Raw genomic sequence first — 19,832 nt, 5'->3', positions numbered from 1 at the left:
TTGAAGAGTATGTACGGCGATGACGACTGATTCGGCATACGTCTGGTCAACGGCGGCAGCCAAGCTGCCGCCGAGGAAACGATCATCCGAAAGGAAAGGCTCAATCGCCTGCCGTTTCGGTCGCCAACTTGCCCACGGTCGGCGCGACGGCGACCGGACGTCTTTTCTTACTCGGCGTAAAGGTTTTCTTCAGACGCCGCCAGCCCACCACCAGAGAACTGGCGCCCAATACCAAACCAAAGGCTACCCAAGTCAACATCCAGGCATCCCAGATTGGCCGTTGATACAGCCAGCCGAAGTCCCAGTGATGTAATCCGGAATACAGCCAGCGGTATACCCGGCGGCTACGATCCAGCCTGGCCAATAAACGGCCGTCTTGCGGATCCAGATAAAAACGGGTGCCCGCTTCGTCAGCCAATTGCACCGCCACGACCGGCAAGGGTTTCTCGACCAGGCTTTGATGGTGACGCGGATAGTAATAGCTGTCGTAATCGTCCAGCAATTCCTGGCTGGCTATTTCGGTATCGCCGGCTATGCGTTGAACGGCATCCGACAAGGAGGTTTTGCTGAATTGTGGCACCGCCTGGGCGACAGTTTGCGGCAAACGCTGCCCGTCGCGGCCATAAGCCAACAACACGGCCTCTCCTCCCAAACGGCGCCAGCCCAGTTCGACTATATCCGCCGCTCCCGCCTCGCCAAGTGGTTCAGGCTGCCAGTTGCGCATCGCTTCCGGCAAATCTTTGCCCAAATAGTGACTCAATTCCTCACGGCTGGTATTGCCTTCGGAAAACAATTTGCCAGGATTGGTATCGATAAAACCGCTCAGCGCCCAAGATAAAGCCACCGTGCCGCCGATTAAACCGCTCCAGAAATGCCATTTAAACCAAAATTCGCGGTAAGGCTGGGTACGGCCTTGCGAATAGGTGGGTTTGCCGTTAAAACCCGGCCGCCAGCGCAGCCAGCCGATGATCAGGCCGGTAATACAGGCGATAGTGGCGCCCAATCCCGACCACAGTTGTACATCGTGACGATACTGTCCCAAGCCAATCGCTTCCAAGGGTTTGAATAAGTGCAGCCAGTTGCCGGCATAGTAAAATGCTCTATCCACTCGCGTCGACGCGTGCAACACTTCGCCGGTGCGAGCCGAAATCAATAACTCGTCGCCGTCGTCGCTAGCCACTCGATGAAACGGCTTCAGCGCATCCTGGTTGCGCAGGATGATAGGTGCGTCCACGGTTTCCAGGACTTTTAAATTCTGGTTAATACCGTCGCGTTTGAACCAGTCGTCGGCAATACGTAGCGCCTGCTCCACCGAGGTTTCCCGCAAGCTGCCGTCGATAGCCGACAAGGCGAAACGCAAGCCCTTGGTGTCTTCCACCAACCATAAGGGTTCGCCGATACGGCGCACCAAGCGCGCGTCGGCAATGCCGACCGGATTTTCACCGCCATTGGCAGCACCGGCCTTGGCGCCATGTTCGCCCATATTCGCCGGTTTGGTTTTGCGCTGCGCGGCAAACGCCTGCCGTTGATCGGCGCTGCGATCCCAGGCCTCGCCCAGACTCAGCCAGCCGGCTTCGGGCGCCAGACTTTCCGCATGCGCCAGTTGCTGACTACGGCTTTGGGTGGTCGGCGTCGCGTAGATGATAGCGATACCGGTGAAAAACCAGAAAAACATGAATAAAGCCAACACCACGCCCAACCAGCGGTGGGTTTCATATAACAACCAATTCAAAGACTTCATTGTCGCCCTCTTACGCTCAATATTGATGACACTAACCGTTGAAAATACACCGCGCTCAGCCCCCTAAACGCATCCCTAAAAACACTACCGGCCATGCTATTCCGCCTTACCCAAACCCTGGACGATCTGTAAAGCCTTCTCGACGTTCTCGGCCGGCTGCAAATCGCCGACTCGAGCCACGATCTTGCCTTCGGCCGACACCACGAAGGTGGTCCTGGCGATGGAACCGTGATTGACCTGCACGCCGCGACTATCCAAGCGCCCGGTTTTCGATTCGTCCACGCTCAAGCCAAACGCATTGGCGATCTTGCCGTCCGGGTCGGATGCCACCGGAAATTTGCTGGCGCAATAGTCCGGATCGGCCGAAAATTCGTTGAGCCGCTCGATACTGTCCAACGACACGCCGACGATGGTCGCGCCGGCGGCGGCGAATTTTTCATGATTGACCGCAAAAGTTCGCGCTTGAATATTGCAGCCGCGCCCATAAGCGGTCGGATAAAAATAAACCACCACCGGCCCCTTGCCGCGCGCCTCCTGCAAGGAATAGGCGAACGGTTTGCCGGCGAACGAGGCCTGGGTATTGAAATCCGGCGCCGGATCGCCTTCCTGCAAGCCGGCTAACGCCGAAAACGCCGCCGCCAGCAACAAGGAACAACCCAGAAAAAAACGTTTCATATCGACTCCGTAAAAAGGATGGGAATAGGCTTCGGCAGGCACACGCATTGTCGTTACAATCCCGAAATATAATCGACCAAGGCTTCGATCTCGTCCTCTCGCAACGCCTTAGTCGCTTTGTTCATCACTGCGTCGGGACTATTTTTCCGCTCGGCCAACTTCCAATTGACCAACTGCCGACGCAAATACAGTTTGCTCTGGCCACCGATCACCGGATAGAACACATTGTCGGCAAATTTTCCCTTACCATTTTCGCCGTGGCAGCTGACACAGGCGGGAATCTCTCGGGCCGGATCGCCATTGGCGAATAAATTTTTCGCCAATGGCGTATTCCCGGAACCATCGCCCTGCATGGTATTTTGGCTAGCAAAATAAGCGGCAATATCCTCGATGTCGGCCGGACTCAAATCCGCCGCCATTTTCACCATGATCTCGTGCCGGCGTTCGCCGGATTGAAAATCGCGCAACTGCTTGATCAGATAGGCCGCATATTGGCCGGCGTGCTTAGGCACCCGAGCGTCCTCGGCATTACCGGTCTCGCCATGGCATTCCTGGCAACGTTCGGATTCCGACTTGTGCTTGCCCGCCACCGGATTGCCGCTACCTATCCGCAACAACAGCGCGTCGTTACTCTGCTCGGCAAGCACGGTTTTAGCCGACGCCAATAACGCAAACGTACCGAGCGCTAACCAAGAGCGTTTCTTCCAGTTGCGACGCGACCGATATCGGCAGGTACCGTCGCCACTACCAAAACGCAATACCGATACCGGCGTTTGATTCAGGTTCGATACCCAGCGCGATAACCCCATCAGTTGGCCTTCGATCGGCCGGCGGCGATTTTTTGCACGGTTTCCAGGGCTTTAGCGACGTTTTCTTCCGGCTTCAAGCCACCCAGCGTAGCGGCGATCTTGCCGTCCGGCGTAACGATAAAGGTGGTACGCTCGGCAAAGCCGTGATCGATTGCCACTCCCCGGCTATCGGTTTTACCCGGCGCGGCGGCTTTTACCGCAATATCGTAATTGCCGGAAATCTTGCCGTCGGCGTCGGATGCCACCGGAAATTTGCTGGCGCAATAATTAGGATCGGCGGAAAAGTCGTTCAAGCGTTCGATGCTATCCAGCGACACGCCAACGATACTGGCACCGGCGGCGGCAAATTTTTCGTGATTGACGGCGAAAGCGTGCGCTTGCACATTGCAACCGCCGGTATAGGCGGACGGGTAGAAATACACTACCACCGGACCTTTTTTCAGGGCATCTTGCAGCGAGAAATTGAAAGCCTTACCGGCCAGCGAAGCCTGGGTCTGAAAATCCGGCGCCGGATGGCCTTCCGGCAAGGCGGCATTGGCCGAAAATGCAATCAGACCGGGTACCAGGCATTTCAATAAAATTCGTTTCATATTCATTCAATTAAAGGGGTTTGTATTTGTCGTGGCAGGCGCCGCGGCATTGTTTGGAAAAATCGTTGGCGGCAGCCGCAGCGCTATCGAAATCGCCGGCTGTCAGCGCGGTTTGTATATTCTGTGCCTTATTCTGGTATTCCTTGGAATTATGCACGGCATCGTCGGCATCGCCTCGTTTCACGAAAAAGCCTTCGACCAGCTTGAACTGATCCTGTAGTTCCTTGGCTTGGGTCGTGGCAGTGGCAGCATCCTTGGCGGCAATATTGTTTTGCACGTTCTGGATTTTGGTTTCCACATCGTTCATTAACTCTTCAAAATCGAAGTCGCTTTCGGCGCACACCGCGCCGGTCAATGCTGCGAATAAAATCGCGGAGAAAATCAATTTGTTAAACATATAAAAAAACCTTTAGCGAAAATCCTTGCCGCGCAGCCAACCGTCGATTTAGCCCCGACGGACTAAACCGATCTTGGGCGGTTGGAGGCGCACGCGTTACGTCGGCAACATCCCTAGGTGATCAAATCCTTGATGACCTTGCCGTAAACCACGGTCGGTCGCTCGGACCGGCCCTGATATTTGTAGATCAGTTTCAGGTGATCCAATCCCAACTGGTTCAGCACCGTGGCATGCAAATCATAGGTATCGACTTCCTTACCTTTCTCCGCCTGCAAACCGATTTCGTCAGTGGAACCATAGGTAGTGCCGGCGTTGATGCCGCCGCCAGCAATCCATTGCGTGTAGCCCCAAGGATTGTGATCGCGGCCGTCGCCGGATTCGCTCCACGAGGTACGACCAAATTCCGAAGTCCAAACCACCAGGGTAGATTCCAGCAAGCCTTTGGCCTTCAAATCCTTCAACAAACCGGCGATCGGTTTGTCAACGATGCGAGCGTGGGTACTGTGGTTTTCCTCGATGTTTTGATGCGCGTCCCAATCCCGGCTGTCGCCTTTGATGTCGGCCGGACCGGACACTACTTGGATGAAACGCACGCCACGCTCCGTCAAGCGCCGGGCGCGCAGCAACAGTTCGCCATAAGCCTTGGTCGCTTCATTATTCAGACCGTACAATTCCTTGGTTGCATCGGATTCCTTACTAAAGTCGACCGCTTCCGGCGCGGTTTCCTGCATCCGATAGGCCAGCTCATAGGATTCGGTGCGGGCCTGCAGCTCGGTGTCGTCCGGATAACGGCCGTCGTGTTTTTCATTGAGCCGTTTCAACAAATCCAGCGCTTGGCGTTTTTCGGCAACCGCCAGATACTCCGGATTGTTCAGGTGCAGAATCGGCGAGTTGCCGGGCCGGAACGGCGTGCCTTGATAAACGGCCGGCAAAAAGCCCGACGACCAGTTGGTGACACCGCCGCGAGGCTCGCGTTTGTCGTTGTATAGCACCACATAAGCCGGCAGATTCGGATTAGCCGAACCCAGCGCATATTGCACCCAGGCGCCCAGCGTCGGCCGGCCCGGATTCAAACCGCCCGAATTCAACTTCATGATGGAAATATCATGGGTAGCACCAATCGTGACGCTAGATTTGATAAAGGCCATGTCGTCGGCATGCTCGGCCAGATTCGGCAACAAATCCGAAAACCAGGCGCCGCTCTGCCCGTGTTGTTTCCAGTTACGTTTAGTGGCGATCAGTTTGGTGATGCCGCCTTGCGTACTGGTCTTGATGCCTTTCAAAAACGAGGCCGGCACGCCGGTACCGGCCAGTTTGATCAAATCCGGCTTGTAATCGTACAAATCCAGGGTGCTGGGCGCGCCGGCCATGTGCAGCCAAATCACGGTCTTGGCCTTGGCACCAAAATGCGGCAGCTTGGTAGCCAAGGGATTACCGCCAGCCAAAGCCTCCAAACCGGCGTCGTCAGCCAGCGCGCTGGTCATTACGCCGCCGCCCGGCATAAAACCGCTGACCGCCAGCCCGCCCAGGCCATAGCCTGTTTTCAGCAAAAAGTCTCTTCGCGACTTGTTATGCATAATCTTTACCTCTTTGTAGGAATAATCGTTAAAACCGGTAGATAAACTCGTTGGAGTTCGCCACGACATGTACCAGGTCGACAAAAGCCGCTGCTCTGACCGGATCTATCTGTATGTTTTCTTTCAAACCGTTCGGTACGTTGACCTCGAACTTGCCGGTGGCCACTTTTTTGCGTATCACGTTTTCCTGATCGTCTAGGAAGGCTTGCAGGCTGTCTTTCTCGTCATCGTTGGCATTGCGTCCAAACAGAATTTGATAGAGTTTGTCCAATCTGTCCGATTCGTCGAGACCGGCTTCGTTGATCACCCTACCCGCCAACGATTTCGACCAATCGAAGATCAGCTCGCTGTTGAACAAAGTCAGCGCTTGCAACGGTGTAGTGGTTACTTCACGCTTGCTGTGGGCTTCCTGCGGAGACGCCATGTTGAACGAATCCAGAATCGGGTAAGGCAAGCTGCGCCGGGTAAAGATGTACAGACTGCGGCGGTTATGATCCTTGTCGTCCTTGGAGGTTTTCCAGGCCGGATCACCGTTGACATTGGCGCTGTTGGTGGCATTGATGTTTTTCGGCAGCGGCGGATACACCGATGGACCGCCCACTTTCTCTTCCAGCTTACCGGCGGCCGCTAGCAAGGAATCCCTGACCTGCTCCGCTTCCAGACGTTGCCGCGGAAATACTGCCAGCAATTTGTTTTCGGCATCGGCCTGATGCAGGTCTTCGCGGTAATCCGAAGATTGCCGGTAAACGCTGGATAACAGAATCTCCCTATGCAGGCTTTTGATACTCCAATCGTCCTTGACGAACTTGGCCGCCAGATAATCCAGCAACTCGGGGTTGGTCGGCTTCTGGCCGGCCTTACCGAAATCGCTAACCGTCTCGACGATACCGTGACCGAAATATTGGTCCCAAACCCGGTTGACATAGACGCGAGCCGTCAGTGGATTGGTCGGGCTGGCAATCCACTTCGCCAACGCGGTACGGCGGCCCGATGAAAACGGTAATGGTTTGATGTCGGGTTTTTCGTCGGTAATCGCCGGCGGGAAAGCCGGTTGCACCTCTTCCAACGGCTTCTCATGATCGCCTTGCGCGAACACGAAACTCGGCGGCGTGTCGGCGTGACCCAGTTCGGTCATCGCGGAAATGGTGTTGGAGGTGGTTTTCGGCTTCAAGTCGTTAAACTTTCTAAGCTCTTTATTCAACTTATCCAGTTCCGCCCATTGCGCGGCGATTTCCTTGTTCTGGAACTTGGGATCGCTACTCTCGCCTTTTTCACGAAAATAGGCTTGCAGACTGGCTTCGTCGGTGACATTGGTCAAACGATGATTCACCCAGCGATCCTGCGCTGTCCATTGCTCCTTGGGTTTGAAAATGGCGGCCCTGGAATCGGTCAAGTAACGTTCCTTGTGATATTTAAGCGCATCCTCGCGGCGGGTATCGATAATGGCTTTTTGCTTGGCGCGGATATCCTTGGTCGCCTCTTCCCACTTAGCCCATTGCTGGTCGTAAGCCACTTCGATAGCGCCTTTTTTGGCGGGAATGTTATCCACCGGCGCGACGTTGGCAAAAAACGACTGTAAGGAGAAATAGTCTTTCTGGCTAATCTTGTCGAATTTGTGATTGTGGCAGCGCGCGCACTCCAAGGTTTGACCCAACACCACTTTACCGACCGTATCGGTAATGTCAGTGGTAATCTGATATTTGCGTTGCACCAGATCCCGCGAGTTGGCGTTATCGGGGAATTGCGCCATGAAGCCGGTCGCAATCAAGGCTTCTTCCCGATCCGGCCATAATTCGTCGCCAGCCAATTGCTCCTGCAAGAAGCGGCTATAAGGTTTATCTTGATTGAAGGAATTGATCACGTAATCGCGATAACGCCACATGTTCAAGCGGTCGTTATCGTTCTGAAAGCCGGTACTATCGGCGTAACGCGCCAAATCCAGCCACTTGCGTCCTTGACGCTCGCCGTATTTGGGCGATGCCAACAAACGTTCGACCAGCTTCTCGTATGCCTTATCAGAATCGTCGTTGACAAAGGCTTCGACTTCTTGCGGCGTCGGAATCACCCCCCACACATCCAGTGTTGCCCGGCGAATAAAAGCCGCCCTATCGGCATCCGCCGATGGTGCCAGACCTTTTTCTTCCTGCTTCGCCAAAATAAAGGCATCGATCGGCGTTCTCACCCAATCCTGTTGCTTCACGGCCGGGACGGCCGGCGTCTTGACCGGTTGATACGACCACAATTTAGATTTGGATTGCGGGGCTTCCTCGGCCACCGCTGGCTTTTCGTCGGCAGCTTTAGCATCGCCGCTTATCGCCACCGCCAGCCCCCAGACCACGGCGGAATATAAATTTTTTCTCATTGACGCACTCCAAAATAAACAAAAAACGGCACCAAGGGTGCGATGCGTTTTGTACAACTGATTTTGCAACTTGCGTGCCAGGAAAAAACACAGTTAGGAAAAAAAGCTGACAAGCTTCAAGCAACTGTTTTAACGAGATATTTAGTCAATAAAATAGGCAGATACGCCAAGGATGCTGATAGAGACACGTCCAGCCCGCCGATCGACTGGTGAATCCGCAACAGCTGTTCAACATTGGCTGTTGCTGGACTAGCAAATGCCTGGCAACTTGCCACGGCGAAGGCCCATCGAGGCAAACGGGCAAAAAATACGGGCGCAGAACGTATCTTTGCCCGTATGAATATCCCACCATGAGTTAGCGATGGCGCTCAGCGGTTATGCTGAGCACCTAAAATCGGTAATGGCCGGTTCCCGCACCGGCCGAGCGTATTACTTTTCTAACCATTCCTGGGCCGTTGTTCCGTCAACGACCTGACTTAGATCGGAGGCAAGCAAGGAGACATGCGGCTCCGACCTATTTGCCTGGCATCCCTGCCGGTTCAAGAAAAGCTTTTGTCCCGCCGACTTACTTGGCGCGACTACTAATGCCGCGTGACAGCAACAGAATCTTGTACGCTGAACCGCGTCCGACCACATACAGCACGTTTTTGCTCGCCCCGGCAAATGCTAGGTTTTGCGGCTTTTTCGGAATCTCAATCACCCCTAGCGCATCGCCTTTGGCGCTGAATATTTCCACGCCCGCATTCGAGGCCACATACAAGCGGCCTTCATCGTCCAGCGCCAGACCATCGGCCCCACCCGACCATTTACCATCCTCGCCTTTTTGCCAGCCGGCCAGTTTGGCAAAATTACGCCGATTTTGAATCGAGCCGTCGGCAGCGATGTCGTAGGCCAGCACGTGTTCGCCTGGAGTATTGGCGACATACAGGGTTTTCTCGTCCTTACTCAATTGAATACCGTTGGGACGCTCGATGTCGATCGCCAGCTGCTTCAAATCGCCAGTTGGACTAATGTAATAAACGCCCGGATGCGACGGCGGCGGATTGGGGTTTTCCTTGCTTGGCCGCGTGCCGCTGTCGGTAAAATAAATCCCGCCATTGCTGGCCCGCACCAAATCGTTGGGACGCTGAAATGCCGTGCCCTGATAATTTTCGGCCAAAGCGTGTTTCTTGTCGGCCGGATAGACGACACCCACCTGGGTTTTCTGAGTTTGTACCGCGACAATTTCCCCAGCCGGCGTCAAGGCCAGACCGTTGGCGCCGTTGGATTTTTCCAAAAAGGTGGAGACGCTGTCGTCCGGCGCGATGCGGACTATCTTATTGGCATTGGTTTCGGTAAACAGCAGACTGCCGTCCGTGTAACCAATCGGGCCTTCCGTGCCGTTGAAGCCATCCTTGATCAGATCGACCAATACGCCACCGGCAGCTACGCCGGGAATCGGCGGGGTCACGAGGTCGTCAGCCAGTGCATCACCCGTATACAGCAAGGCGCTTATACTGAATGCCAACAAATTTTTGAATACCATCTATATCTCCTCCAGATCGAAAATGGTTGGCTAAAAATTGATTTAACTAGTGAAAGATGACTTCAAACTCCCCGGCTGCGCCGGGAAGTTTGAAGCCGGATCAAGCCGCGACTAAGCGATCAACTCCTTGATCACCTTACCGTACACCACGGTCGGACGCTCTGAACGGCCGTTGTGGAAATAGGTGGTTTTCAAGTGATCAAGACCCATCAAATGCAACACGGTCGCGTGCAAGTCGTAGGTATCGACCGCTTTGCTCTTGTCCGCAACCTGTAAACCGATTTCATCGGTCTCGCCGTGGGTGTAACCGGCATTGACGCCGCCGCCCGCCAACCATTGGGTGTAACCCCAAGGATTATGGTCGCGGCCGTTACCGCTTTGGCCGTAAGAGGTGCGGCCGAACTCGGAAGTCCAAACCACCAAAGTGGTATCCAGCAAACCCTTGGCTTTCAGGTCGGTCAGCAAACCGGCGATGGGTTTATCCACCGCATAGGAATGTTTCTTGTGGTTTTCTTCCAGGTTGGTATGACCGTCCCAGTTGCGCTGGTCGCCAGCGACTTCCTGGGGACCGGAAATGACCTGTACGAAACGCACACCGCGCTCGACCAAACGCCGCGCCCGCAACAACACTTCGCCGTAGCTTTTGCTACCTTCGTCGTTGATGCCGTACAGCGCTTTGGTTGCTTCGGATTCTTTCTTCAGATCCACCGCTTCCGGCGCGGTACGTTGCATCCGGTCTGCCAGCTCATAGGCTTGCAGACGCGCTTCCAGCTCGGAATCGCCCGGATATTTAGCATCTTCCAATTGATTCAAGCGTTTCAGCAGATCCAGCGTGCTGCGCTGTTCGGACGCCGAAGTCAACTCCGGACGTTCCAGGTACAGGATTGGCGATTCGCCTTGACGGAATGCGGTACCTTGATAAACCGCCGGCAGGAAGCCGGAACTCCAGTTGATCGAGCCGCCGGTCGGTTCTTTCTTGTCGTTATACAACACCACATAAGCCGGTAAATCCGGGTTGGCGGTACCCAATGCATATTTGATCCAGGCGCCGAGTGATGGACGGCCTGGGTTCAGGTCGCCGGTATTCAGTTTCAGGATGGAAATGTTATGGGTGGCACCGATGGTGACGCTGGATTTAATAAAAGCCAGCTCGTCGGCGTGTTGCGCCAGGTTAGGCAGATAGTCGGAAAACCAGGCACCGCTCTGGCCGTGCTGTTTCCAGGTCCGGTTAGTGGCGTACAGTTTACCGGTACCACCGCGCACACCTTCCTTGATGCCAGCCATGAACGATTTCGGAATGTCCTGACCGTGCATTTTCACCAATTGCGGTTTGTAGTCGTACAAATCGATGGTGGAAGGCGCGCCGTCCATATGCAACCAGATCACCGATTTTACTTTGGGGTTGAAATGCGGAGCCTTCGACGCCAACGGATCGACGATGCCGGCGCCGGCCGCCAATTCGGAAGCCATGGCGCTGGAAAATCCGTTCAATCCTGGCAGCATGCCGCCCAAGGCCAGACCACCGAGGCCGTAGCCACTTTTGATCAAGAAGTCTCTGCGAGATTTGTTATTCATAATATATTTCCTAATTCAATTAAGTATTCGATGGCCGTTAGAAGCGATAGACGAATTCGTTGGAATTGGCCACCGCATGCACCAAGTCAACAAAGGCAGACGAACGCACTGGGTCCAGTTTGTCGGTTTCCTTCACCCCCACCGGTACGCTGGCGGTAAATTTGCCTTCTGCGACTTTCTTCTTAATGACGTTTTCCTGTTCGTCCAAGAAGCCAGCCAGCGTGTCTTTTTCCTCGTCGGTCGGGCTACGGGCAAACAGAATTTTATACAGCCTTTCCAACTGATCGGACTCATCGTGGCCGGCTTCGTTGATCACGCGTCCAGCCAGAGCTTGCGACCAACCAAACACTGTATCGCTGTTGAACAGAGCCAGAGATTGCAATGGCGTGGTGGTGACGTCGCGTTTGCTATGCACCTGTTGCGCGGACGCCATATCGAAGGTATCCAACATGGGGTAAGGCACGCTGCGCTTGGTAAACACATACAAGCTCCTGCGGTTGGTATCTTTCGGCGCTTTATCGACCGGCCATTTGTCGCCGGCATTCAAACCGGTCGGCACTTCCGGATACACCGCCGGACCGCCTAAGCTGTCTTCCAACTTCGCCGCAGCAACCAACAGAGAATCGCGAATTTGCTCGGCTTCCAAACGTTGTCTAGGGAATACCGCCAGCAGCTTGTTATCCGGATCGGCTTTAGCGACGTCTTCGCGCGGCTTGGAGTCTTGACGATAGACGCTGGACAATAAAATCTCGCGGTGGAGTTTTTTGACGCTCCATCCTTGCTTGACGAAGCTATCCGCCAAATAATCCAGCAGCTCAGGGTTGGTCGGTTTGGTACCGGCCTTACCGAAGTCACTAACCGTTTCGACGATGCCGCGACCGAAATATTGCGCCCATACCCGGTTAGCAAATACTCTGGCCGTCAAAGGATTGGTCGGACTGGCGATCCATTTAGCCAGGGCGGCGCGACGGCCGGATGAAATGGCAGTCGGTTTGATCTCAGGTTTCTCTTCGGAAATAGCGACAGGGAAACCCGGTTGCACTTCTTCCTGCAACTTGTCGTACTCGCCGGCGAAATGCACATGAGTTGGCGGTGGGTTCGGATTACCCAGCTCGGAAACGGCGGAAATGTAAGAGGAACCTTTAACCGGCTTCAATTTGTCCCATTTTTTCAACTCTTTATTGAGAGCTTTAAACTGCTCGGCTTTTTCCGCATAACTAGGGTCATAACTGTAGGCACCCTTAGCAGAGTTGTCTTGGTAGAACGCCAGCGCCGCCCCAGCTTCGTTTTCGTTGTTGTCGTAACGGTGATTGATCCAGCGATCCGCCGTCGTCCATTGGGCTTCGGGCTTATTCAGGGCCGCTTGAGTATCCAAGGAAAACCGTTCGTAGTTATATTTTCTGGCTTGCACTTTCACCGGCTCGATCAGTGCTTTTTGTTTTGCCTTAATGTCCTTAATCGCCTCTTCCCATTTGGCATTGGCTTTTTCCCACTCGGCCTCTACCTCGCCCTTGACAGGCACCGGCACGTTATCCACGGCATTGACGTTGGCGAAGAAAGATTGCAGCTGGTAATACTCTTTCATGGAAATTTTGTCGAACTTATGGTTGTGGCATCTGGCGCAACCGACGGTCTGCGCTAAAAATACCTCGCCCACGGTATCGGTGACGTCGGTGGTGTTTTGAAACTTCTTCTGCACCAGATTACGAGAGTTGCTGTCGTCCGGATAGCTTCTGATAAAGCCGGTGGCGATCAGGGATTCGGGATTGCCCGGATTGATTTCGTCGCCAGCCAATTGCTCCTGGATAAATTGCGAATACGGCTTATCTTCGTTAAATGCCTTCACTACGTAATCGCGATAGCGATACATATTGTTGCGGTTTTCATCGTTGGTGAAGCCCGAGCTGTCGGCATAGCGGGCCAAATCCAGCCAACGACGAGCCTGGCGCTCACCGTATTTAGGGGACGCCAGCAAGCGGTCCGCCAATTTCTCGTAAGCATTATTAGAATCGTCGTTAACGAACGCATCGACTTCTTCCGGTGTCGGGATCACGCCCCAGGCATCCAATGTCGCCCGACGAATGAAGGCCGCGCGATCGACTTCCGGCGACGGCGTTAATTCTTTAGCTTCCAAGGGTGCCAGCACGAAAGCATCGATCGGCGTTCTCACCCAATCTTTATTCTTGACGCTAGGCGCGGCCGGTGCTTTTACAGGCTGATAAGACCAGTGCTTGGATTTCGATTGCCCCGCTTCCGGCGCGCTGGCTTCGGCTTTCGCTGGCGCGGGCTTGTCGTCAGCCGCCCCAGTGTCGCCGCTGATCGCCACCGCAACCCCCCAGATAAAGGCGGAATATAGTTTCTTACTCATGGACTTCCTCCAAAAATGACAAATTTCGAGTCGTGATTTTTTATTTTTTCGGCTCTGGCGGCGCGATTTTGGTCAACTTGCCGCCTTCTTCTTCGTAGTTTTGCGCACCCACCGCGCCAACGACTTTAAAGCCTTTTGATGCCAGCAAATCGGCTGCTGCGCCGGCACGGCCCGCGTGATTCGATACCGTCACGATGCCTCTTTCTTTAGGAATAAAGGCCAGACTTTTCTCGATCTCGGTCGATTGAATACTCAGATACACTGGGAACCCGCCTTTGCCGGTCAATTCGTCAGGACGACGCACATCGATAACCGTCAACTGGTCGGGCTTAGCCAACAGCTCGTCGAACTGGGCGCGATTCAGCTTGGGCGTTTTATATTTGTACTCGGCGGCGGGCTTTTTCTCTTGATGATCGTGAGACGCCGCAAATGCGACCGGGGTTACGAGCAGCATTGCCAAAAACGTCAGCTTGATTGTTTTATTCATGTTATCTCTCTTCCTTTTAGTTAGTAGTCACGCGCCGAGGCACGCATATGCACAGGTTTACTTTCTGGATAGAGCAACTAGCGTGCCACCGGAAAGCCAATAGATACAGCAACTACAAAAAGTCATTAGCCATTGATTTATATTGGCTTTTTTTATGCTGATTGAATAAAAGTCGAGCAATCGACGGTCCCGACAGCCGATTCGGCAATCGAGCTGATGAAAATTCAGCAGCCACACAGCAAACGCTGTTGTTGGGATAACAGCCGCCGCTAAAAAATTGTGGAATTTGCCGACCGAATTAAGGATGAATGCAAAAATTGATGGTCCACGACGCGGTGATTCGGCGCGGTAAGGGGGAATTTCCGCGCGCCTTCGGCGGCTTTTGCTGCCAGCACGATTAGCACTGCTACTGATGGCATGGCTGCCAAACCGTTGGGCAAAAAAAACGGGCCAGGGATATCCCTGGCCCGCGGAGGCACCACGAGAGTCGAATGTTAAAACTTGCCGTTAACCGTCAAACCAAACCATTGCGGAATACCTGGGCTATAGCTGTTCCAGGTTCTGGCGTTAGGCGTTTGATTGTTGAAGATGTTTTTCGCCACCAAGGACACGTCGAAAGCCCGGTCGCGCCGACCGATACCGATAGACAAGTCGGTGGTGGTATTGGCCGGTATCACGCTGTAAGACGAAAGTGAAGTATCGGATTTATAACTGCTGGTGAACGCAGTGGTGAAACTGGTGTGGAACTCGTTTTTACCGCCCAATATCTCGACCGGATATCTGAACTCCGGACTGATGCTGAAGGTAAACTTGGCCGCACCCGGCAAGGTCTGACCGGTCAAATCGAAGGTCGGCGACGCGAGATTATTCCACTCTGCCGCCTTACCGGCGTTTTTAAAGTCGGTGTAAAAGGCTTCGTTATACGAACCGGAGAAGTTGACCGAGGTGAATGGAATAGTCTCGACCAAGGAGCCGTCGATTTCCACGCCATAGGCTCTCACACCGGCTGCGTTACCGGTAATCGAGGTGTAGGTGTCCTGGCCAAGCGCGGCGGTTTGGAACTCGTCGATGACTTGCACCCCTTGCTGATAGTTGGTGATTTCGGTCCAGAAAAAGTCGGTGTTCAACGTCAACGCTCTATCGAATAAGGTCGATTTCAAGCCGATCTCGAAGGAGTTAGTTTTTTCCGGTTCGGCTAGATAGGCAACACTATTAACCGTCTGCGATAAACCGGCTTTTTCGTTGTAACCCCAGGACACATAACCGGTATAGTCTTCATTGAACTTATAACTGGGCCTGACTTGATAACCAGGCTGAGTCGATCTGAACGGTTTGCCGGGTTCTTTGTCCCACAGCAACCCCATTTGACCGGCTCGCAGACCTTTGGCATCGCCGACTTGACGGCGCTGAGCGGCACTAAGCTCGTCATAGGTCGCCTTTCCAAAATATTTCAGAGCCACCGCATTGGCACGCGCCACCTGTACCGGATCGGCCGCGGCACCGGCAGTCAGCGCACCCGTTGCGGTAATCGTATCGAAACCGCCGGTTTGTATGCCGTTAACAGCATAAGGACTAAGCAGTGTCCCAAAACCGGCATTGGTAATAAATTTTTCGGTAGACTGGCGACGATTTTCGATATTGAACCTCAAACCCGTTTCTAATGTTAACGGCTCGGTGATATGCCATTTGGCATTTAAAAACGCGGATGCCGATTTATTATGAATGTAATAGGGGTTATCGGTGTGCAGCTCATTCAGCGAATCCTTCATCAACTCTCTACCGACAGAGTTGACATCCAGCCTACTGTAAGCGCCGGCACCCGCTAACCAAGCACCCGCATCGGCACCAAAACCAACCCGATTGCCCTTGATCATTTTCCGGTCGTTTAAATAAATACCAGTGGTGTAATCGACCAGATCGCCCACTTTAGAAGTGAATTTAAGCTCCTGACTCAGTTGCCTGAAATCCGGCACTGCACCACCGCCATTTTTATTGGTGGTGAACGGAGTGGAGTCGCCGTCGTTCCTGGCCTGAAACTCAAAATCCCGCACCGCGGTAATTGAGGTCAGTTTTCCGTAGCCGGTATCCCAGTTCATTTCAACCGAACCACCCTTGCTGGCGGTAATCAGCGCATACTGACCATCTTGATTGAAGGCGTTTTGACCTCCGCCATAGAGGTAATTTTTTTCGTAGGTATAGTCCGGGTTGCCCTCCCTAAACCATCGCCGCGCCAATCGGGTTCTGGCGTCGTTATTCAGGTTAGTCGGCAGTCCGTTGGCTGATATGGCCGGCGTTGGCGTAAAAAAGTTATTGCCGTTGTTAAACTCTTCGCCACGCGGACTGGCGTCGAAACGGATCAGGGCAGTGAAATCTTCAGTCGGCGTCAGCAAAAATTGTAGCCGACCCGAGACCCGATCTCGGTTGTACCAGGTTTGATCGGTGTTATAGAGGTTTTTAGTGGCACCTTCGGCTTTATTGACGTGAAACGCGCCGCGCCAAGCCAGGAAGTTGTCGATCACCGCGCCGCCCAAGGCCGCATCGCCGATATAGGTGTTGAATTGACCATAAGTGGCCGAGTAAGTCGCTTCGCGATTGAAGGTAGGACGTTTGGTATTGATGTTGATCCGCCCCAAGCTGACGTTCTTGCCGCCATCGGTACCTTGCGGACCGCGCTCCACTTGTATCGAATCAATGTCATAGTGATCGAAGCTGGATAAGGGGTTATAGGCATAAGGCACACCATCCACAATGGTACCGACACTGGGGTCCATCGCATCGGTCTGCGACTGTTGACCGACACCGCGCATCGACAAACTGCTGGTACGAGCGTTGCCGTAGTTCCATTTGACGTTACCGGCCCGTTTCAGGATGTCGCCTAAATCCATCGCCAATTCTTTATGCAATTCCTCGCCGGTCCGTACCGAAGTCGAGTTAGGTATATCTTTAAGTTTTTGCAGCCTTGGCCGAGCTTTCACCACCACTTCGCCCAGGTCGGCTTTTTGGTCGTCCTCGTTCTGAGCCAGTTCCTCGGCCGGCGCCTGACCATCGGCTGCGGCTGTCGCCGAAGCAGCCTCAGCAGTAGCCGCGCCCGCCGGCGCCGCAGCTACACCTTTTTTAATCAAATCCAGCTCGCGTTGTTTGGCGGCTTGCAATTCCTGACGCAGGCGCTGATTTTCCAGTTCCAATTCGCTGACCACCTTGGTGTTGCTCACTTTTTTGGCATTTTTCTTAGGCGCCGCAGCTTGTACGTTTAATGCGGCAGCCATCGAAACACCGGCGATGGTCAAGGCCACGCAAGTCGACAACTTACGGCGCCGGCTAATGGTTTCAGGTACCCGATCCTGTCGCTGGGCATCGGCCGAATTAGCTCCTGCTAAATAATCTTTCACTCTCTCACCTAATCGAATGTTAAAAATGCAAAATCAAGCCGGCATGTTGAGTCCACATGACAGGCCTGCTTAACAACCAGTTTTGCAATGCGCATGCCAACGGCGGATACACGGGTTTTCGAGAAGGCATAAAACTTTAAAACCGACAGTAAAATACTGAATTTAAGTGATTATTTTTTTAATGACTTTAGCGCGTTGCGCTCAATTCAATAGACCACGCGATTTTTTCGGCTTGACTGGCTGTTGAGCTGCGGGCAGAGATTGTTGATGGACTGCGCCCTACTCAACAGTCCAGCTCTGCCGCTTGGCATCCGGGCTCAGGGCCTTCAATCCAAAACAAATGTCTAAAGACCCACTGCGCGATAAATGACCTGACCGACCTTCCGATCGCCAAATAGATCGCCGCTTTCGCTATTTGAAATCAATTAATTACAACTACTGGGCCTGCCCGGCGTGGCGCCAAAAAGCAATGGGCACCTAGGCAGAATGGCCTCAGCTTGTAGCCCGAGGCTTGCCCAAAACATCGAATAAGTTAGCCCCTAACATCCCGCTAATTAGCCAAGAAAACCGACTTAGAACCGGAAAATATTATCTTGGCTTATAAATTGCTTTAGCTATACCAGGACTATTGGTTACATCAAACACTCAAGGGATCATTCGATGACACTACCCACACTTATTAATATGCCTATTAATAAACCGCACGGAAGCAGCCAACACAGAACGGCCGGTTCTTGTTTGGCCCTGCAACAAGCCGTTCTGATTACGCTGGGCGTGATACTCAGCCTCTCGGCATTCGCCGGACCCAGCGTCTATCCGACCGGCACCACGCATTACGATCCGGCCAAGGCTTATAACTCCTTTGTGCTGTTCAGCGGCGGCGACAATATCGCCCGTCTGATCGACTTAAACGGCAACGCGGTGCACGAATGGAAGGATGCCGCCAGCCACAGTACCTTGATCGATCCGGCCGTCAACGGCGGCAAGCTCGGCCACGTATTGGTAACCCTAGACACTACCGAAGGCAAGGGTACCGATTTGGTGCCGGGGCAGATTAATCGGCGAATTTCGAAAACGGTCGGCGAACTGGATTGGGACGGTAAAACCGTGTGGAGTTTCGGCGAGAAAGCCCCAGGCGGAGCCGCGCAGCAGCACCACGACTGGGCCAGATTACCGAACGGCAATACTGTCGTCCTGGCAAATCTGGTTCATCCGGTAAAAGGCTTCAAACAGCCGGAGGTGCTCGACGATGTGATTTATGAAGTCAATCCGGCCGGCGAAGTGGTCTGGAAATGGATAGCCACCGAACATCTCAACGAATTCGGTTTTACCCCGGCGGAACTGAAACTGGTACGCAATGCGCCGATTGCCGACGTATTTCATACCAATAATTTGAAAGTAATTGGCCCCAACCACTGGTTTGCCGCCGGCGACAAACGCTTTGATCCGGAAAATCTGCTGTTCGACGCCCGCAATGGCAATTTCATTGCGATCATCGATAAGCATACCGGCAAGATCGTCTGGCGCCTCGGTCCTCATTATTCCCTTGCCCGCGAAGACCAAGCCCTGCCCCGCAACGTGCCTAGACCGGTCGATCAAATCAGCGGCCAGCACGACGCCCATATCATCCCGGAAGGCCTGCCGGGCGCCGGCAATCTGTTGGTATTCGACAATCAAGGCGTGGCAGGCTATCCCAGCGCGACGGTCCCCAGAACCGGCGGCTCGCGGATTTTGGAAATCGATCCGATCAAAAACGAAATCGTCTGGCAATACAGCGGCGAGGATTCCGGCGGCCCCGGTTGGTCGTTTCGCAGCACCAATATCAGCGCCGCCCGCCGCTTGCCCAACGGCAATACCTTTATAGACGAAGGCCAGAGCGGCCGCTTGTTTCAGGTGACCCGCGACGGCGAGATCGTTTGGGAATATATCAACCCCTACTTCCGCGCTGGCAAGGATGCGGTGACCGGCCGCGCCACCGCCAACAATTCGGTGTATCGGGGCCAACCGGTGCCCTACGAATGGGTGCCGGCCGGCACGCCGCACAGCGAAAAGCCGGTCAGCCCGCCGGATTTGAATAAATTCCGGATACCGGCGGCTCCGGCTTTATAGGGAAAGTTTTTGTAACGATCCAGCGCGTAGCACAACCGCCCCTCTCCAGTGAAAGAGGCCAGGGACGGGGCGCAGGCTTTCAGCGAATTGCCGGGTTTTGTGATTCGCCGAGAAATGACTCCCTCTTCTGATGGAGGCTGTCGTAAAAGTCAAATGTAGCTTGGGCAAAGCAAAATCCAACAAAATCAGAATGTTGGGCTTCATTGTATTCAGCCCGACCTACCTTTT

General features: G+C 53.8%; 13 protein-coding genes. 1 reads left to right on the top strand and 12 read right to left on the bottom strand.

Going from position 1 to position 19,832, the window contains the following annotated elements; translation table 11 throughout:
* Positions 1-100: 100 nt before the first annotated feature.
* The 12 genes from QZJ86_RS07275 to QZJ86_RS07220 all read right to left on the bottom strand — a co-directional run bounded on the left by QZJ86_RS07275 (position 101) and on the right by QZJ86_RS07220 (position 17,495).
* Positions 101-1,741, bottom strand: a complete 1,641-nt coding sequence (locus QZJ86_RS07275) for a PepSY domain-containing protein (RefSeq protein WP_301937706.1) — start codon at positions 1,739-1,741, stop codon at positions 101-103.
* 96 nt (positions 1,742-1,837) lie between these two features.
* A complete protein-coding gene (locus QZJ86_RS07270) occupies positions 1,838-2,416 on the bottom strand; it encodes a peroxiredoxin (protein ID WP_301937704.1) in 579 nt (192 codons plus the stop codon).
* A 53-nt stretch (positions 2,417-2,469) separates the two neighbouring features.
* Entirely contained in the window at positions 2,470-3,225 is a 756-nt protein-coding gene (locus tag QZJ86_RS07265) for a c-type cytochrome (protein ID WP_301937701.1), read from the bottom strand.
* Complete coding sequence (locus tag QZJ86_RS07260) at positions 3,225-3,815, bottom strand: peroxiredoxin (RefSeq protein WP_301937700.1); 591 nt, start codon at positions 3,813-3,815, stop codon at positions 3,225-3,227. Before QZJ86_RS07260 ends, QZJ86_RS07265 begins: the two co-directional genes overlap by 1 nt.
* 10 nt (positions 3,816-3,825) lie before the next feature.
* Positions 3,826-4,212, bottom strand: a complete 387-nt coding sequence (locus QZJ86_RS07255) for a hypothetical protein (RefSeq protein ID WP_301937698.1) — start codon at positions 4,210-4,212, stop codon at positions 3,826-3,828.
* 113 nt (positions 4,213-4,325) lie between these two features.
* Positions 4,326-5,789, bottom strand: a complete 1,464-nt coding sequence (locus QZJ86_RS07250) for a DUF1501 domain-containing protein (protein WP_301937696.1) — start codon at positions 5,787-5,789, stop codon at positions 4,326-4,328.
* Between the two features lie 28 nt (positions 5,790-5,817).
* Positions 5,818-8,151, bottom strand: coding sequence for a DUF1549 and DUF1553 domain-containing protein (locus QZJ86_RS07245; protein WP_301937693.1), 2,334 nt, complete (start codon positions 8,149-8,151; stop codon positions 5,818-5,820).
* A 565-nt stretch (positions 8,152-8,716) separates the two neighbouring features.
* Positions 8,717-9,676 (bottom strand): SMP-30/gluconolactonase/LRE family protein, encoded by a 960-nt coding sequence (locus QZJ86_RS07240; protein WP_301937691.1) that lies wholly within the window; start codon positions 9,674-9,676, stop codon positions 8,717-8,719.
* 111 nt (positions 9,677-9,787) lie between these two features.
* Positions 9,788-11,251: a DUF1501 domain-containing protein gene (locus QZJ86_RS07235; protein WP_301937689.1), complete on the bottom strand. Its 1,464-nt coding sequence runs from the start codon at positions 11,249-11,251 to the stop codon at positions 9,788-9,790.
* Between the two features lie 37 nt (positions 11,252-11,288).
* Positions 11,289-13,619: a DUF1549 and DUF1553 domain-containing protein gene (locus QZJ86_RS07230; RefSeq protein WP_301937687.1), complete on the bottom strand. Its 2,331-nt coding sequence runs from the start codon at positions 13,617-13,619 to the stop codon at positions 11,289-11,291.
* A gap of 40 nt (positions 13,620-13,659) precedes the next feature.
* On the bottom strand, positions 13,660-14,106 hold the full coding sequence (locus tag QZJ86_RS07225; protein ID WP_301937685.1) for a rhodanese-like domain-containing protein: 447 nt from the start codon (positions 14,104-14,106) through the stop codon (positions 13,660-13,662).
* Between the two features lie 494 nt (positions 14,107-14,600).
* Positions 14,601-17,495 (bottom strand): TonB-dependent receptor, encoded by a 2,895-nt coding sequence (locus QZJ86_RS07220; protein ID WP_301937683.1) that lies wholly within the window; start codon positions 17,493-17,495, stop codon positions 14,601-14,603.
* Positions 17,496-18,155: 660 nt separating this feature from the next.
* Between QZJ86_RS07220 and QZJ86_RS07215 the strand changes: the two genes are divergently transcribed.
* Positions 18,156-19,604, top strand: coding sequence for an aryl-sulfate sulfotransferase (locus QZJ86_RS07215; protein ID WP_301937681.1), 1,449 nt, complete (start codon positions 18,156-18,158; stop codon positions 19,602-19,604).
* Positions 19,605-19,832 lie beyond the last annotated feature (228 nt).

This window comes from Methylomonas montana (assembly GCF_030490285.1).
Classification (GTDB): Bacteria; Pseudomonadota; Gammaproteobacteria; order Methylococcales; family Methylomonadaceae; genus Methylomonas; species Methylomonas montana.
This window is presented reverse-complemented; position numbering and strand designations above follow the sequence as displayed.

Excerpts from the sequence above, each read along its gene's own strand:
- QZJ86_RS07275 (WP_301937706.1), bottom strand. The coding sequence starts at position 1,741 with ATGAAGTCTTTGAATTGGTTGTTATATGAAACCCACCGCTGGTTGGGC.
- QZJ86_RS07270 (WP_301937704.1), bottom strand. The coding sequence starts at position 2,416 with ATGAAACGTTTTTTTCTGGGTTGTTCCTTGTTGCTGGCGGCGGCGTTT.
- QZJ86_RS07265 (WP_301937701.1), bottom strand. The coding sequence starts at position 3,225 with ATGGGGTTATCGCGCTGGGTATCGAACCTGAATCAAACGCCGGTATCG.
- QZJ86_RS07260 (WP_301937700.1), bottom strand. The coding sequence starts at position 3,815 with ATGAAACGAATTTTATTGAAATGCCTGGTACCCGGTCTGATTGCATTT.
- QZJ86_RS07255 (WP_301937698.1), bottom strand. The coding sequence starts at position 4,212 with ATGTTTAACAAATTGATTTTCTCCGCGATTTTATTCGCAGCATTGACC.
- QZJ86_RS07250 (WP_301937696.1), bottom strand. The coding sequence starts at position 5,789 with ATGCATAACAAGTCGCGAAGAGACTTTTTGCTGAAAACAGGCTATGGC.
- QZJ86_RS07245 (WP_301937693.1), bottom strand. The coding sequence starts at position 8,151 with ATGAGAAAAAATTTATATTCCGCCGTGGTCTGGGGGCTGGCGGTGGCG.
- QZJ86_RS07240 (WP_301937691.1), bottom strand. The coding sequence starts at position 9,676 with ATGGTATTCAAAAATTTGTTGGCATTCAGTATAAGCGCCTTGCTGTAT.
- QZJ86_RS07235 (WP_301937689.1), bottom strand. The coding sequence starts at position 11,251 with ATGAATAACAAATCTCGCAGAGACTTCTTGATCAAAAGTGGCTACGGC.
- QZJ86_RS07230 (WP_301937687.1), bottom strand. The coding sequence starts at position 13,619 with ATGAGTAAGAAACTATATTCCGCCTTTATCTGGGGGGTTGCGGTGGCG.
- QZJ86_RS07225 (WP_301937685.1), bottom strand. The coding sequence starts at position 14,106 with ATGAATAAAACAATCAAGCTGACGTTTTTGGCAATGCTGCTCGTAACC.
- QZJ86_RS07215 (WP_301937681.1), top strand. The coding sequence starts at position 18,156 with ATGACACTACCCACACTTATTAATATGCCTATTAATAAACCGCACGGA.